The sequence below is a fragment of the Rhodococcus sp. NBC_00294 genome (assembly GCF_036163995.1).
In the GTDB taxonomy this organism is placed as follows: Bacteria; Actinomycetota; Actinomycetes; order Mycobacteriales; family Mycobacteriaceae; genus Rhodococcoides.
The window spans coordinates 1,627,748-1,643,449 of record NZ_CP108043.1 but is presented as its reverse complement, the minus strand read 5'-3'; the positions used below and the strand labels follow the sequence as shown (position 1 = coordinate 1,643,449).

At 68.4% G+C, this 15,702-nt stretch carries 13 protein-coding genes; 3 read left to right on the top strand and 10 right to left on the bottom strand.

Translation table 11 applies throughout. The features are described from left to right. Nucleotides 1–468: 468 nt before the first annotated feature. From OHB23_RS07885 to eat, 4 genes are read right to left on the bottom strand one after another with little or no spacing between them, the layout of a single operon-like run. Entirely contained in the window at nt 469–1,974 is a 1,506-nt protein-coding gene (locus tag OHB23_RS07885; protein ID WP_328811240.1) for an amidohydrolase, read from the bottom strand. Nucleotides 1,975–2,000: 26 nt separating this feature from the next. After that, on the bottom strand, nt 2,001–2,726 hold the full coding sequence (gene eutC, locus OHB23_RS07880) for an ethanolamine ammonia-lyase subunit EutC (protein ID WP_328811239.1): 726 nt from the start codon (nt 2,724–2,726) through the stop codon (nt 2,001–2,003). Beyond that, on the bottom strand, nt 2,723–4,135 hold the full coding sequence (locus OHB23_RS07875) for an ethanolamine ammonia-lyase subunit EutB (RefSeq protein ID WP_328811238.1): 1,413 nt from the start codon (nt 4,133–4,135) through the stop codon (nt 2,723–2,725). The genes eutC and OHB23_RS07875 overlap by 4 nt, the downstream gene beginning before the upstream one ends. After that, entirely contained in the window at nt 4,132–5,562 is a 1,431-nt protein-coding gene (eat, locus tag OHB23_RS07870) for an ethanolamine permease (RefSeq protein ID WP_222649740.1), read from the bottom strand. The genes OHB23_RS07875 and eat overlap by 4 nt, the downstream gene beginning before the upstream one ends. 166 nt (nt 5,563–5,728) lie before the next feature. Between eat and OHB23_RS07865 the strand changes: the two genes are divergently transcribed. Further along, on the top strand, nt 5,729–6,592 hold the full coding sequence (locus OHB23_RS07865; protein ID WP_328811237.1) for a type IV toxin-antitoxin system AbiEi family antitoxin domain-containing protein: 864 nt from the start codon (nt 5,729–5,731) through the stop codon (nt 6,590–6,592). A gap of 21 nt (nt 6,593–6,613) precedes the next feature. Here OHB23_RS07865 and OHB23_RS07860 read toward each other — a convergent pair whose 3' ends face one another. The 4 genes from OHB23_RS07860 to mftF all read right to left on the bottom strand — a co-directional run bounded on the left by OHB23_RS07860 (nt 6,614) and on the right by mftF (nt 11,580). Next, complete coding sequence (locus tag OHB23_RS07860; RefSeq protein WP_037184728.1) at nt 6,614–7,108, bottom strand: DUF779 domain-containing protein; 495 nt, start codon at nt 7,106–7,108, stop codon at nt 6,614–6,616. A gap of 56 nt (nt 7,109–7,164) precedes the next feature. Next, complete coding sequence (adh, locus tag OHB23_RS07855) at nt 7,165–8,688, bottom strand: aldehyde dehydrogenase (RefSeq protein WP_027504630.1); 1,524 nt, start codon at nt 8,686–8,688, stop codon at nt 7,165–7,167. Nucleotides 8,689–8,792: 104 nt separating this feature from the next. After that, a complete protein-coding gene (locus OHB23_RS07850) occupies nt 8,793–10,055 on the bottom strand; it encodes a transcriptional regulator (protein WP_222650055.1) in 1,263 nt (420 codons plus the stop codon). Nucleotides 10,056–10,173: 118 nt separating this feature from the next. Next, nucleotides 10,174–11,580: a mycofactocin biosynthesis glycosyltransferase MftF gene (mftF, locus tag OHB23_RS07845; RefSeq protein ID WP_027504628.1), complete on the bottom strand. Its 1,407-nt coding sequence runs from the start codon at nt 11,578–11,580 to the stop codon at nt 10,174–10,176. A 436-nt stretch (nt 11,581–12,016) separates the two neighbouring features. On the opposite strand from mftF, the gene OHB23_RS07840 reads away from it, so the two are divergent. Together OHB23_RS07840 and OHB23_RS07835 are read left to right on the top strand one after the other, a co-directional pair. After that, complete coding sequence (locus OHB23_RS07840) at nt 12,017–12,718, top strand: GntR family transcriptional regulator (RefSeq protein WP_056441789.1); 702 nt, start codon at nt 12,017–12,019, stop codon at nt 12,716–12,718. A gap of 133 nt (nt 12,719–12,851) precedes the next feature. Next, on the top strand, nt 12,852–14,438 hold the full coding sequence (locus OHB23_RS07835) for an NCS1 family nucleobase:cation symporter-1 (RefSeq protein ID WP_056441786.1): 1,587 nt from the start codon (nt 12,852–12,854) through the stop codon (nt 14,436–14,438). Here OHB23_RS07835 and OHB23_RS07830 read toward each other — a convergent pair. Together OHB23_RS07830 and OHB23_RS07825 are read right to left on the bottom strand one after the other, a co-directional pair. Beyond that, complete coding sequence (locus tag OHB23_RS07830; RefSeq protein ID WP_081821128.1) at nt 14,412–15,158, bottom strand: GTP pyrophosphokinase; 747 nt, start codon at nt 15,156–15,158, stop codon at nt 14,412–14,414. The genes OHB23_RS07835 and OHB23_RS07830 overlap by 27 nt on opposite strands. Beyond that, complete coding sequence (locus tag OHB23_RS07825; protein ID WP_222639331.1) at nt 15,155–15,664, bottom strand: GNAT family N-acetyltransferase; 510 nt, start codon at nt 15,662–15,664, stop codon at nt 15,155–15,157. Before OHB23_RS07825 ends, OHB23_RS07830 begins: the two co-directional genes overlap by 4 nt. Between the last annotated feature and the right edge of the window lie 38 nt (nt 15,665–15,702).

Sequence of the window (15,702 nt, the reverse complement as noted above, 5' to 3'; positions counted from 1 at the left end):
CCGGTCCGCCATCGAACCGTGCACCGTCATCCACTCGTCTACTCCCCGTGATCTCTCGTGGCCCCGTGTTGACACACGGCACCCCGGCAGACCGAGTCCGCCTTCATGGCCGTCCAGACGACGATTCCCCCGTTTCGTCGTCCGCACTCGACGTCGTGCCCGTCGCTCTCACCCGGTCGTTCGTTACACATCAGAGCTGCCGTCACGACCCCGCCAGCTGCCACGGCTGTGAACAGCGGCGATGAAAATGCGTGATCGATGACGATCCTCTCGTTGTCGGGCAGCCTTTCATGTTAGTTGACGGTGACGAGTCCCACCCAATCACTCGCGGCGATGGGCTCTGCTGTCCACGCCGCCGTGAACGACATCGCGGCGTACTCATACCTCACACATCGACACTACCGCCGGGTAGCGACACGGGTCGGGTTGCTCGGCCACCGCGTGTGTCTCCGACACGGTGGCGAAGGCTCAGGACACGTGGGTCGCGCGCCCACCGCTGATCGTGGCGATCACCGGAACGGACCGCAGGTCGGCGTTCGACAGGACGTACGGGGACTCGGCGAGCACGACGAGGTCGGCGGCGGATCCGACGTCGACACCTGCGCGCCCACCCGATGCCGCCCGCAGTGCGACGTCCATCGGCACCGCCTCGCCCGGATGCCAGGACGGTCGCTCGTCGTCGGTGCGGAACACGGCGTCGGCGACGGCCGACCGCGGATCGGGCGGGGAGACGGGAGCGTCGGACCCGAACTGCAGCAGCGCGCCGTGGCGGTGCAGCGAGTGGTAGCCGTACGCGATCGATCGTCGGCCGGACCACAGCACGTCGGCGACGTCGCGGTCGGTCACCGCGTGCTGAGGCTGGACAGAGGCGACGACGCCCAGCGCCGCGAACCGGTCCAGGTCTTCCGGGCGGACCTGCTGCGCGTGCTCGACGCGTCCACCGACGACGGGGAGAGCACCCGAGTCCATGAGCGCGCGCACGGTCTCGAAGGCGTCGAGCACGACGGTGTTGGCGCGGTCTCCGATGGCGTGCACCGCGGCGGCGATCCCACCGCCCGCCGCGCGCGAGATCAATCGCACCAGCTCCGGATGGTCGACGAGCAGCAGCCCGTGTGCCTCGGCGTCGTGCGTCGCCGGCGCCGCGTGCCCCGCGTCGGGATAGGGGTCGTGGCAGCAGGCCGTCCGCGTGTTGAGCGACCCGTCGGCCATGATCTTCAGCGGCCCCATGCGGAGCATGCGGCCCGTGTCCGCGGCGACGTCGCCGGTCCGGTGTCCGGCCGCCAGAGTCTCGTCGAGCCACGTCGGCCACGTCGACGCGCTCACCCGCACCGCCGGACGACCGGAGGCGAAGCGCCGCGTCCACGCGGTGAGGTTGTCGTCGAACTCGAAGTCGAGGACCTCGGTCACGCCCCGCGCGGCGAGATCCTCGGTCGCCTCGCACACGTACTCGTCGAGCACGCCCGTACCGACACGCGCGTCGACGGCACTCGCGATCGCGATGGCGTCGTGATCGCGGAAGACACCGGTGGGGTGATCGACCGCGAGCTCGCGCAGCAACGCCGGGGAGAGCCAGACGGTGTGCAGATCCATGCTCGTCACCGCGACGGACACACCCGGCAGCGCGGCCTCGAGCATGTCCTTGTGCGGTGCGTCCGGCCAGAGGGCACCCCGGAAGCCCTGTGCACGAACGTCGCCGGTGAGGCCCGACGCCACCAGCAGGTCGACGAGGTGCCGTGCACTGGTGGCCGCGCCGACGTCCAGTCGGCGGCGCGCGAGTGCCCACTGCGCCATGTGCAGGTGCCCGTCGACGAACCCGGGCAGCACCACTCCCCCGCGCCCGTCGACGACGGTCTCGGCGGAGGCGGGAGTCAGGCGCTCCCCGGGTGCCGAGATCTCGCTCACCAGGTCGTCGACGATGCGGACGTCCGAGAGGTCGTCCCGCGCGGGATCGACGCGCACACGTTGCAGCAGCACGATGTCAGACCCTAACGGTGCGCGGGTCAGGTCAGTTCGCGAGAGGAGTCCTTGAGATCGACGCCGGACCGCCCGAGCGTGCGCGCACCCGCGACCAACGATGCCGTCACCCGCGCCGCATGGTCGTAGTGCATGCCGCCGGGCGGGTGAATGTTCGAGATGCAGTTGCGCTCGGAGTCGTTGCGGCCCGGCTTCGGACCGTGCGTCAGGTAGATGCCGAGGCTGTCCGCCACCGACAGGCCGGGACGCTCGCCGATGACGACGATCAGCGTGGACACCCCGAGCGCAGCGCCCACGTGGTCACCCAGCGCCACCCTGGCCTGGGTCGCGATCACCGGAGGCGCGATCGTGAACGTACCCAGCGACTCCTTCAGCGCAGCGAGCAATCCTGCGCCGTGATCCATCAGTGCGCGCGGGGAGAGCCCGTCGCACAACACGATTCCGATGTCCGCGTCGACCGTGTCGACACCGGACAGGTCGTCGGGTTGCCGTCCCAGATCGGGACGACGCAGATACTCGCTGCGGGTGGACGCCTTGCTGGACACGACCACCGGATCCCCGAGTCCGACAGTCGCGATCTCCCGAGCGAAGCTGTCGGTGTCGAGCGGCATGTGGACAGCGTCCCGCGCCGCGGCGTGGGCGGCCCGGAACTCGAGCACCCGCGTCGTCGGAAGGGCGTCCCCCGCCCGGCCGAGCCCGATGCGCGCCTGCGTCGTCACGCGCAGGTCGGTCCAGAAGTCCGGTGTGCTCATGCCGGCGTCGTCAGTGCTCGCAGCGGCGACGACGCGGCGTCGACGGGCAGGACCCGCCCCGCGTCGTCGGTCATCCCCAGCCGGTGCATCCACGCCTCGAACTCGGGAGCGGGCTTGAGGCCCAACACCTGCCGGACGTAGAGGGCATCGTGGAAGGACAGGCTCTGGTAGCCGAGCATGATGTCGTCGGCACCCGGCACGGCGATGACGAAGGCAGCGCCCGCGGCACCGAGCAGCGTCAACAACATGTCCATGTCGTCCTGGTCCGCTTCGGCATGGTTGGTGTAGCAGACGTCGACACCCATGGGCAGGCCGAGAATCTTGCCGCAGAAGTGGTCCTCGAGGCCGGCGCGGATGATCTGCTTGCCGTCGTAGAGGTACTCGGGTCCGATGAAGCCCACGACGGTGTTAACCAACAGCGGATCGAGCGCCCGCGCCAACCCGTACGCGCGGGTCTCGAGCGTCTGCTGATCGACCGGCTTGCCCCCGGTACCGACGTGCGAGTTCGCGGACAGCGCCGAACCCTGGCCCGTCTCCAGGTACATGACGTTGTTCCCGACGGTGCCGCGGTGCAACGACTTTCCCGCCTCGTTCGCCTCGAGGAGCATCGGCACCGTCACCCCGAAACTGGAGTTCGCCCCCTCCGTTCCGGCGATGGACTGGAACACGAGATCCACCGGGACACCCTTGCCGATGAGATCCACGGTGGTGGTGACGTGGGACAGCACGCACGACTGCACCGGGATCTCGAAACGCTGCCGGATCTCGTCCAGCAGGTACAGCAGATCCGCTGTCGCGGCGGGTGAATCGGTGGCCGGGTTGATGCCGATGACGGCGTCGCCCGAGCCCATCAGCAGACCGTCGAGCGTCGCCGCGGCGATACCGTGCGGGTCGTCCGTCGGATGATTGGGCTGCAGCCGGGTTGCCATCGTTCCGGGCAGACCGATGGTGGTGCGGAACGCCGAGATCACCGTCGCCGCCCGCGCCACCGCGATGAGATCCTGGTTGCGCATGATCTTGCTCGTCGCGGCCACCATCTCCGGGGTGAGCCCCGGCGCGACCTCCCGCAGTGTCCGGGCGCTGTCGGGTTCCGCTGCGACCGTGAGCAACCAGTCCCGCAGACCGCCCACCGTCAGATGCGAGACAGCGTCGAATGCCTGCGCGTCATGGCTGTCGATGATGAGGCGGGTGACCTCGTCGCTCTCGTACGGCACCACCTGCTCGTCGAGGAACGTCTGCAGCGGGAGATCCGCCAGAACCCAGGCGGCGGCGGCACGTTCGGCGTCCGACTCCGCCGCGCAGCCTGCGAGTTGATCGCCCGATCGCGCCGGGGTGGCCTTCGCCATGACCTCGACGAGACCGTCGAAGGTGTAGGTCGATCCCGAGATCTGCTGGTGGTAGGTGCTCACCCGAGTTCGTCCTCGGCAGCGGCGAGCGCCGCGAACTCCTCGTCCGGAGAATTGGCCACCAGGTGATGGCGGCTGTAGACGCCGAAGTAGACCATGAAGAGCGCGAAGACGACCAGGCACCACAGCGCCGCCTGGCTGTCCACGAGGAACGTCGCGATCACGGCGAAGGCCGCGATGACGAGCGCGAATCCGGTCGTGACCGTGCCGCCCGGGGTGCGGTACGGGCGCGGCATGTCGGGCTCGCGGCGACGCAGCACGATGTGGCTCACCATCATCAGAACGTAGCTCAGCGCTGCCCCGAAGACGGCCATGTTCAACAACATCGAGCCCTTGCCGGTGAACGTCAGGGCGAAGCCGATGACGCCGGGCACGATCAGTGCCAGCGTCGGCGCCTTCCGGCTGTTGACCACCGACATGGACTTCGGCAGGTAGCCGGCGCGGCTCAGCGCGAACAGCTGCCGGGAGTAGGCGTACATGATGGAGAAGAAGCTGGCGATCAGACCGGCGAGGCCGATGTAGTTGACCACCGTCGCGGCGCCGCTGTCGCCGAGCGCCTCCACCAACGGGTTGCCCGACGCCTGCATCGCGTCGGCTCCGCCGGCGCCCGTCACGAGGATCAGCATGGCGGTGGCGGTCACCAGCAGCACCGCCATGGCGGCGATGATGCCGCGTGGCACGTTGCGCGCCGGATCCTTCGCTTCCTCGGCCGCGAGCGGCACGCCCTCGATCGCGAGGAAGAACCAGATCGCGAACGGCACCGCGGCCCAGATCCCCAGGTACCCCATCGGCAGGAAACTCGAGGCGCCCGCGGCATCCGTCGGGGCAATGTCGGTGAGGTTGGAGGCGTCGAACTGGAAGATCGCGGCGACAGCGAAGATGACGAGGCCTACGAGAGCGATGCCGGTGATGACGAACATGACCTTCAGCGCTTCACCGACACCGGCGAGGTGCACGCCGATGAAGATGGCGTAGACGGCGAGGTACACCCACCACCCGTCGGTGATCCCGAACAGGCCGAGCGACTCGACGTAGGCGCCGATGAAGGTCGCGATGGCCGCGGGGGCGATGGCATACTCGATGAGAATGGCTGTGCCGGTGGCGAATCCGCCCCACGGCCCGAGCGCGCGCCGGGCGAACGTGTATCCGCCGCCCGCGGCCGGGAGCGCCGACGACATCTCCGCCATGCCCAGCACCATCGCCAGATACATGCCGGCGATCAGGATGCCCGCGATCAGCAGACCACCGAACCCACCCTGCTCGAGTCCGAAGTTCCACCCCGAGTAGTCACCCGAGATGACGTAGCTGACGCCCAACCCTGCCAGCAGCACCCACCCCGCGCTGCCGGTCTTGAGCGTGCGCTTGGCCAGGTAGTCGGACGATTCTGCCTGAGAATCGGACGCCACGGGGCGCGGTTCCTTCACGGCCATGGGTGAGCCTCTTTCGGAGTGTGGGCGGGTGTGAGGGTGAGGCTAGGACTGCCGTGTTGCGGGGACGTTGCGATTGTTTTTCCACTGGACGGTGCGCTGACCCGCGGTAACCGCGGCCCCGCGCACCCGGCGGAACCAGGAGAGCCGACGCGGCCGTCCAACGCCTGTGATCGATCGACTTCTCGCGCTCCACGACGGTGTCATCACCGCGACGCAGGCTCACGACGCCGGGATGAGCCAGGACGCGATCGATCGGCGCGTCCGAGCGGGCCATTGGCGCCGGGTCACGCGCGGTGTCTACGTCGCCTGCGACAGACCGTGGACGGACGCCGCTCGGGTGCGGTGCGCCGCGTACTGGGCCGGCGACGGGGCCGTCGTGACATCGGTGAGTGCCGCGTACTGGCACGGACTCGTTTCGGTTGCACCACGCATCGTCGATGTCACGGTCCCGCGCGGAGGACGGAGCAGCGCACCGTCGGGCGTTCGGGTGCGGCGACGGAACCTCGACCCTGCCGATGTGGTGGCGATCCGCGGAATCCGCGTCACGGCCTCGGGTCTCACGGTTCTCGAAGCGTCCGAGGAGTTGGGGATGGGCATCATCGACGTCGCCCTGCGCGGGCGGAAGTCGCCGTCGGTGCTCCGGCGCGCACACGATCGAAATCCCCGGCGACGGGGCGCCCCCGCGGCCGAGAAGCTTCTCGTGGCAGCGGAGGGAGGAACTCGGTCGGAAGCCGAGCGCCTCTTCGTCACCGTGATGCGCAGTGGACGCATCACGGGGTTCATGGTCAACTTCCCGTGGCGCGGGTACGTGCTGGACTTCGTGTTCCTCGACGAACGCGTCTGCATCGAGATCGACGGCTGGGCCTTCCATTCGGACCCCACCGCCTTTCACCGAGACCGAACTCGGCAGAACGTCGTCGTTCAGGAGTGGACGGTGCTGCGGTACACCTGGCGCGACCTCACCCAGAGACCCGACGAGGTGATCGCCGAAGTCCGAGCGGCGCTCCGACGGTGCGCTGAACCGCGGTGACCGCGGCTCAGCGCACCCGACTCAACCCTGTATCGCCATCCCCGGCACCGGGCAGGCGTCGACGGCCTCGGCGACGACGATGGACTCGGTGGGGACGGGCGGGCGAGCGCCCTCCTCCCACTGCGCGCCGGTGATGGGGTCCTGCGACTCGAGTTCCGCGTTCTCCTCGGGGGTGTAGGCGCGCCCACGACTGAGGAACCGCAACCCCTCCGGCGTCTCGAGGGAGAAGCCGCTACCCCGACCCGGCACCACGTCGAGCACCATCTGGGTGTGCTTCCACGCCTGGAACTGCGACCCCGAGATCCACACCGGAACGGCGTCGCCGTCGCTCGGCAGGTCGTCCGCGACGGTGCCGACCTCCGCGCGCAGGTCGAGGAGCCCGAGCAGGACGTCGCGGTCCCCGACGATGAATTCGCCTGCGGGGTAACACATCGGCGACGACCCGTCGCAGCATCCGCCGCTCTGATGCATCATCAGCGCGCCGTGGAGCCCGCCGAGGCGACGGAGAAGCTCCATTGCCCCGGCGGTTGCTTTGAGCCTCGGAGGCGGTGCCGACCCGTGGTTTGGGAGCATCAGAAGAAGCCCTGAGCCTTCGGGGCGTAGCTCACCAGCAGGTTCTTGGTCTGCTGGTAGTGGTCGAGCATCATCTTGTGGTTCTCGCGGCCGATGCCCGACTGCTTGTAGCCACCGAAGGCCGCGTGGGCCGGGTACTGGTGGTACGTGTTGGTCCACACACGACCGGCCTGGATGTCGCGGCCGGCGCGGTAGGCGACGCCGCCGTCACGCGACCAGACACCGGCGCCGAGGCCGTACAGCGTGTCGTTGGCGATCTCGATGGCGTTGGCGTAGTCGGTGAACGACGTGACCGAGACGACGGGTCCGAAGATCTCCTCCTGGAAGATGCGCATGTTGTTCTTGCCGGTGAAGATGGTGGGCTGCACGTAGTAGCCGCCGTTGAGGTCGCCGCCGAGCTGCGCGCGCTCGCCGCCCGTGACGATCTTGGCGCCCTCGCCCTTGCCGATCTCGATGTACGACAGGATCTTCTCGAGCTGGTCGTTCGAGGCCTGGGCGCCGATCATCGTCTCGGTGTCCAGCGGATCACCCTGGCGGACGGCCTTGGTGCGGATCGCGGCGAGTGCAAGGAAGTCGTCGTAGATGTCCTGCTGGATCAGCGACCGCGACGGGCAGGTGCAGACCTCGCCCTGGTTGAGGGCGAACATCGTGAAGCCCTCGAGGGCCTTGTCCTGGTAGTCGTCGTTCTGCGACAGCACGTCGGAGAAGAAGATGTTGGGGCTCTTGCCACCGAGCTCGAGCGTCACCGGGATGAGGTTCTGCGAGGCGTACTGCATGATCAGGCGCCCGGTCGTGGTCTCACCGGTGAAGGCGATCTTCTTGATGCGCGGGCTCGACGCGAGGGGCTTGCCTGCCTCGGTGCCGAAGCCGTTGACGATGTTGAGCACGCCCGGAGGCAGCAGGTCACCGATGACGCTGATCAGGTACATGATCGACGCGGGTGTCTGCTCGGCCGGCTTGAGGACGACGGCGTTACCGGCGGCGAGTGCGGGGGCGAGCTTCCACACGGCCATCAGGATCGGGAAGTTCCACGGGATGATCTGGCCGACGACGCCGAGCGGCTCGTGGAAGTGGTACGCGACGGTGTCACTGTCGATCTCGGACAGCGAACCCTCCTGCGCACGAATGCATCCGGCGAAGTAGCGGAAATGATCGATCGCGAGCGGGATGTCGGCGTTCAGCGTCTCGCGGATCGGCTTGCCGTTGTCCCACGACTCGGCGAGCGCGATGGAGTCGAGGTTCTCGGCGATGCGGTCGGCGATCTTGTTCAGGATGACGGCGCGCTCGGCGGGCGAGGTCTTGCCCCACGCCGGCGCGGCCTTATGTGCGGCGTCCAGGGCGAGGTCGATGTCCTCGGCGGTGGAGCGCGCGATCTCGCAGAAGTTCTGTCCCGTGACGGGCGTCGGGTTCTCGAAGTACTGACCCTTGACCGGAGCGACCCACTCGTTGCCGATCCAGTTGTCGTAGCGGGCCTCGAAAGACATGGCGGCGTCGGGCGTACCCGGGCGAGCGAAGACAGTCATCGAACATGCTCCTTCATCGGTGATCCACCCCCACGGTCATCGGGGGCTGTGATGCAGGACACTAGAATGACGACGGTTGCATGACCGTTGCAGAGCCGACTCGGTCAGCCCAGCAGGGCGAGGCGAGCCTGGACCTGCCCGTACAGCGCCGAGGACGGGCTGAGCGTGGCGAGGTAGGCCGACCACGCGGCGGCGTCCTCGCGGCCGTGCACCGACGCCGTCCACCGCGCCAGCAGCACCGGGTCACCGGACCGCAGCAGCGCCGCCTGGACGCGCACTCGCAACTCCTCGCGGATCTCCGCGATACCCGGGGCGTACGACGACGGGAGCACCACGCCGGAGTAGAGCCGCAGCGCCGCGTCGACGTCCCCGCGGTCGAGAGCCGCCCGCACGTCCTCGACGTCCGACGACAGTTCCGCCACCAGTCGATAGGGCCGCGAGGCCACGCCATCGGCACCGAAAACCTTGCGCAGGCGCGACATCTCGGCTCGGACGGTGACCGAGTCCAGCTCGTTCTCGTCGAGCAGCGCGGCGAGATGGTCGGAGCTCAGCCCCTCGGGATGTGCCCGCAACAGCAGCAGCATCTCGGCGTGCCGTCCGGACAGGGCGACGCGTTCACCGCCGCGGACCAACGACGGGCGCCCGGCTCCGAGCACCTCCAGCCGGACTCCGGTGTCGAGATCGGGACGCGGGGACTCGAGCAGATGCAATCGCAGTTCGGACTCGGCCGCCGCCACCGTCGCGCGGACCAACGAGAGCACCTCGGGAACCGCGACGCGCGGACCGCCCGTGATGTCGATGGCCCCCAGGATGCGGCCGGTGACGGGGTGATGGACGGGAGCCGCACTGCAACTCCACTCGTGCACGGGCCGCGAGAAGTGCTCGGCCGCGAAGATCTGCACGCAGTGATCGATGGCCAACGCGGTGCCGGGGGCGTTGGTGCCCATCCGCCCCTCGCTCCAGTCGGCGCCCTCGGTGAAGTTCATGGCGTTCGCGCGATCCTTCGCCGCGGTGTCGCCCTCGACCCACAGCAGCCGGCCCGACGCGTCGGTGATGGCCACGAGAAGGCCGGTGTCGGCGGCGTCCTCGACGAGGAGCTTGCGCACCACGGGTCGGATGACGGACATCGGGTGATCGGCGCGGTACTGCGCGAGCGTGACGTCGTCGAGGAGATCGTCCGCACCACGATCGGGGTCGACGCCCATGTCGCGGCTGCGCAGCCAGGAGTCGAGAACGACGGACCGCACGGGCGACTGGGGATCGACGGGACGGGCGAGTCCCACGGTCGACAGGCCCGGCCCGACGAAGGTCTCGTGAGCGCGGGAGACGGAGCGCGCGAGCGTGGCGGCGTCGTCCCCGGGCCTCATCGCGACCCACGGATTGACCGTCACCACAGACCCCGCTTCCGTCAACAGCCTCGCCCGGCAGGTCGGCACACTCGACCGGCCTCCACTGTAACCCAGCTCACAGAGCGGGTGGCAGGGACTACTGGTTGCCGAGACGCGGCACCAGAGCACGGGGGTCGCGGTGCGACACGGCACCCACCCAGAGTCCGGTGCCGTAGGCGACGTCGTCGATGCGCTTGTACGCCGCGTAGCGCACCGGACCGAGGCCGCCCGGCTCCCGGTGCTCGACCCAGTCCCGCACACCCTCCGCCACCGCGATGGCCAGCGCCAGACGTCGGATGCGCCGGGAGAACAGCACGGCCACCAGCGTGACCGGCCAGTAGTGCCGCACCGCCGCGGAGGCCAACTGCCAAGCGCCCCCGACGGTTCCGCGTGCCGCGAACACCGCGGCGAGGCGAGTGGGGTGATCCAGATCGACGAACAGGCGCCGTAGGCGGACCACCGTGGTGATCAGCGTGACCAGCGCACCGACCATGCCCGCACGCGTCCCCGAGGCGGCCAGCAGCAGTGCGAGCAGGGTCGACCGCGCCATGGCCACGGGCGGCACCTTCCCGTGGTGGCGGGAGGCCAGCTCGGTGGCACCGGTACCGTAGAACAGCTTGCGGCCGAACCACTTTCGCAGAGTGACGCGGTGATCGTGGGCGACGCGGGCCACCGGCTCGTACCGCAGGCGCCATCCCGCGTCCTGCAGTCGCCAGCACAGATCGACGTCCTCGGCCACGTGCATCGCCTCGTCGAAGCCTCCGCAGTCGAGCACGGCCCGTCGCCGGGCGACGACCGCCGCACTGGGGACGTACGACACCGGGCCACCCGCGAACACCGGGGCCTCCCGGCGACCGAGATCGAGGGAGGACCGTGCGCGCTCGTAGCGGGCGAGCGCACTGCCCTCCGGCTCGAGCGCCACGATGCGCGGAGCGACCAGCCCGACGGAGGGGTCGGAGAAATGACTGAGGACGACTTCGAGCCAGCCCTTGCGCGGCACCACGTCGGAGTCGAGGAACGCGACGAAGTCGGTCGTGGCCGCGGCGAGGCCGGCGTTGCGCGCCGCGGACGGTCCCCGCGGGGCGTCGTGCCGCACCACCGCGACCGAGGCACACAGTTCGTCCACGGCGATCTCGGCGTGCCGGACGGGAACGCGGGACCCGTCGTCCACGACGATCACGCGGAGTCCACGCAGCGCGCGCATCAGCCGCAGCAGTCCCTCGTGGTTGTCGCGGACCGGGATCACGACCGTCACGTCCGCGGCGGACGGAGTGCTCATCGGCCGGGGGTTCGCGACACCGGAGTCGAGCAGTCGACGCGCCACCGTGGCGGAGTCGGGATCGGACACCCGCAGGAATCCGTCGCCGATCATCGCGGCCGCGGCGGGTGCCAGCATCACCATCCTGGTGGGCGATCCGCCGAGGAGAACTCGACCGTTCGAGAGAGTCCGCACTCGAGGATCGATACGCACTCCGAATCCATCGGGAAGACGACCGTCGCGCATCGGGTCATCGTAAGGGCCTCTCTCGGTATTTGTCATAAGTCGGGCAGGATCGGCCCGAACACCCGCCGACGCGGGAATCGCGCTGTGGTCCGTTCGAGGGACACCCGCCCCGCGCGCACCGTGCATCGGCGCTGCTCGGCGCGCCGTGACCCCGACCGGTCGGCGTGCCTGGTCTCGACTGTCAAGCGAGACTTGAGGTTCGCTCGGATCGAGCGGCTGCGACCGGATCGTCCACGGCAGATCGACGTGCACCGGGGAGCCCGCGCCGCGAGCTCGGGCAGGCGAGCCGACTGCCCGGCAGCGGATCGATCGACCGGCGTCCGCCGACGTGAACGTTCACCAACTCTCGTCGCACCGATGCGGCGACACGCGAGCGTCCGACGACTCCCCCGGTTAGAGTCGCCATGTCCCGTCCCGGTTCGCAGAAGGGGTCACGATGCCGCCGCGTCGCCGCTCGGCCCTGCTCGCGAAACTGTCCCGCGACGTCGCGGGTGGTTCACAGGAGGAGATCCTCACCGAACTCCGCCGGGTCATCCTGTCGGGTGACGCCCCGCCGGGAACGCCCATTCCCCTGGGCGACGTCGCCGACGTGTTCGGAGTCAGCCGCATCCCGGTGCGCGAATCGCTGAAGACCCTCATCGGCGAGAATCTGGTGTCGCATCGACCCAACCTCGGATACACGGTCGCGCAGTTGACGTCTCAGGAACTGCGCGAGATGTACATCGTTCGGGAGGTGCTCGAGAACGCCGCCCTCGCGGTGGCGGCCGAGGCCGCCACCGACGGGGAACGGCGTCGTGCCGAACAGATCGAGCGAGACCTCCGATCCTCGATCGCGGACGACGATCCCCAGCGCTACCACCGGTTGAGCCGCGAGTTCCACGTCGCCCTCACCGCGCCGTCCCGGATGTACCGCCTGCTCCACATGCTCGACGTCGCGTGGAACGTCACGGAGCCGGTCCAACCGATGGTGCACGTGAAGGGTGCGGACCGCGCGGCGTTGAACGACGATCACAGCGTCATGGTCCGCGCGTTCGTCGACCGCGACTCGGCGGCACTCCTGGCGGCGGCAGGGCACCACAACGAGCGGCTGAACGACGTCATCGCGACGCTTCCGGCGGGTTCCGGCCTGCTCTCCTGAGCCGGAACCGGACAGACCGGACCCGGAAACCTGCCGGTAAAGAGATATATCGGTTTCGTCACGACACGGAAATACAACGGGCTCAGACTTCTCCGCAGCACCGACCACGGTCCGCACCAGCGACGGAGACACGATGACCGACACCATTCCGCACACCGGCCCGTTCGACCCGCCTCCCGGGTCCCGCTCCGGTGTGAACGATCTGATCGAGGCACACGGGTACGCCGGAGGCGGGTCGACAGCAGAGGGACATCCGGTGGGGGGTGGAGTGATCAAGGAGGGGTACGACCCGAGGCTCACCAACGAGGACCTCGCCCCGCTGCGGAAGCAGACCTGGTCGTCCTACAACATCTTCGCGTTCTGGATGTCCGACGTGCACTCCGTGGGCGGATACGTCACCGCGGGCAGCCTTTTCGCGCTGGGACTGGCCAGTTGGCAGGTGCTCGTCTGTCTCCTCGTCGGCATCTCGATCGTCTACGTCTTCTGCAACCTGGTGGCCAAGCCCAGTCAGGTCGCAGGTGTCCCGTACCCGGTGATCTGTCGATCGGTCTTCGGCGTCCTCGGGGCCAACGTTCCCGCCATCATCCGAGGACTGATCGCGGTGGCGTGGTACGGGATCCAGACCTTCCTGGCCTCCGCCGCGCTCGACATCGTGTTGATCAAGCTGTTCCCGGCGCTCGGTCCGTGGGCGGACCGAGACCTCCACGGCTTCGCGGGACTGTCCACTCTGGGGTGGGGCAGCTTCATGCTCCTGTGGGTCCTGCAGGCGGCGGTCTTCTGGCGCGGCATGGAGTCCATCCGCAAGTTCATCGACTTCTGCGGCCCGGCCGTCTACGTCGTCATGTTCCTGTTGTGCGGCTACTTGATTCACGAAGCCGGCTGGAGCGCCATCGACCTGAACCTCGGCGACGTCACCTACACGGGGTTCGCCGCGGTGCCCGTCATGCTCGGCGCGATCGCGCTCGTCGTCTCCTACTTCTCGGGTCCGATGCTCAACTTCGGCGACTTCTCGCGCTACGGAAAGAGCTACGCCGCCGTGAAGCGCGGCAACTTCCTGGGCCTGCCCGTCAACTTCCTGCTCTTCTCGATCCTCGTCGTCGTCACCGCGTCCCTCACCGTTCCCGTCTTCGGCGAGCTCATCACCGACCCCGTCACGACGGTGGCGCGCATCGACAGCACCTTCGCGATCGTGTTGGGCGCGTTGACCTTCACGATCGCCACGATCGGTATCAACATCGTCGCGAACTTCATCTCGCCGGCCTTCGACTTCTCCAACGTCAGCCCGCAGAAGATCAGCTGGCGCGCCGGCGGCATGATCGCCGCCGTCGGCTCCGTGCTCATCACGCCGTGGAACCTCTACAACAATCCCGACGTCATCCACTACACGCTCGAGACCCTGGGAGCGTTCATCGGACCGCTGTTCGGCATCCTCATCGCGGACTACTACCTCATCCGCAAGCAGAAGGTCATCGTCGACGACCTGTTCACCATGGACGAGAGCGGCACGTACCACTACGCCAAGGGCTACAACCCGGCCGCGCTGATCGCCACCGCCGTCGGTGCCGTCTTCGCGATGTTCCCCGTGCTCACGGGCGGCACCCTCACCGGAATGCACACCGCGGCGCAGTACAGCTGGTTCATCGGCTGCGGCATCGGCTTCGCCCTCTACTGGGTGCTGGCGACGAAGACCTCGCTACGGGTGCGGAACGTCCCCGCCTGACCGCGGATCCGGCGCCAGTCCCGGCATGAGCGAGCGCAGGAACAGCTCCTCGTAGTCGGGGCCGGCGTCGGTGCGGGCGTCGCCGAGACGGACCACCTCGGCGTGCAGTCGCTCCATCGTGATGTCGAGCGTGCCCGCGGCCATCGCCGCCTCGCGCAACTCGTCCCGCAGGCGCTGCGGCACCTCACCGTCGTACTTGTAGAAGATCTTGTGTTCGAGACTCGCCCAGAAGTCCATCGCGATGGTCCGGATCTGCAGCTCCACGAAGACGTGCTCCGTGCGGTCGGACAGGAACACCGGAATCTCGATGGTGAGGTGGAGACTGCGGTACCCGTTGGGCTTCGGATTCGCGATGTAGTCCTCGAACTCGAGCACTCGGATGTCGCTCTGCGACGCCAGCATCTCCTTCACCGCATAGGTGTCGGCGATGAAACTGCAGGTGATCCGGACGCCGGCGATGTCGAACAGACCGGCGCGGATCGCCTGGAACGTCAACGGAATCCCCTTGCGCACGGCCTTCTCGGCGATGCTGCGCGGCGTCTTCAGCCGCGACACCACGTGCTCGATGGGGCTGTAGGAATGCAGGTGCGTGAACTCGTCCTTCAGGATGTCGATCTTGGTGGTGAGCTCCTGCATGCCGAAGCGGTAGGACATCATGAAGCGGGTGAACTCGTCGCGCGCCGCGGTGAGGTCGAACACCACCGGCTCGTCCACGCTCATCGCGCGTCCTCCCGGAGAACCTTCTGCATCCGGAGGGACGCGGTGTCGTACCCCAGCGACTCGTACAGCCGACGCGCCGCCGTGTTGAAGCCGAACACGTTGAGCCCGAGCACCGTTCCGCCGTTCTCCCGTACCGCGTCCTCCGCCAGGAGCATCGCCGCCCGGCCGAGACCGCGACCCCGGTACCGCTCGTCGATGGCGACGTCCCAGACCCACCAGTCGGTCGTGGTCGCGATCGACTGGGGCCCGATCCACAGTGACCCCACCACGGTCTCGCCGTCCAGCACGTCGTACACCTGATGATGCGGAGCCGGACGACCGTCGGGGAAGTAAGCGGAGAAACTCTGCTCGGCGTTGTCGGTCGCCTGTTCGAGGGTGTCACCCGCCCGGACGCGATCGGCGCGGTAGTCGCCGCGGCTGCGCTCGACCCATTCGGGAAGTCGATCGTCGGGCATGGTCCTCAGCACCACTCGGGCCTGCGTGGAGTCTCCGTCGGCTGCGCTCACCCCTCCAGTGTCCCGGGTGCCGCACCGAGGTGGTTGAG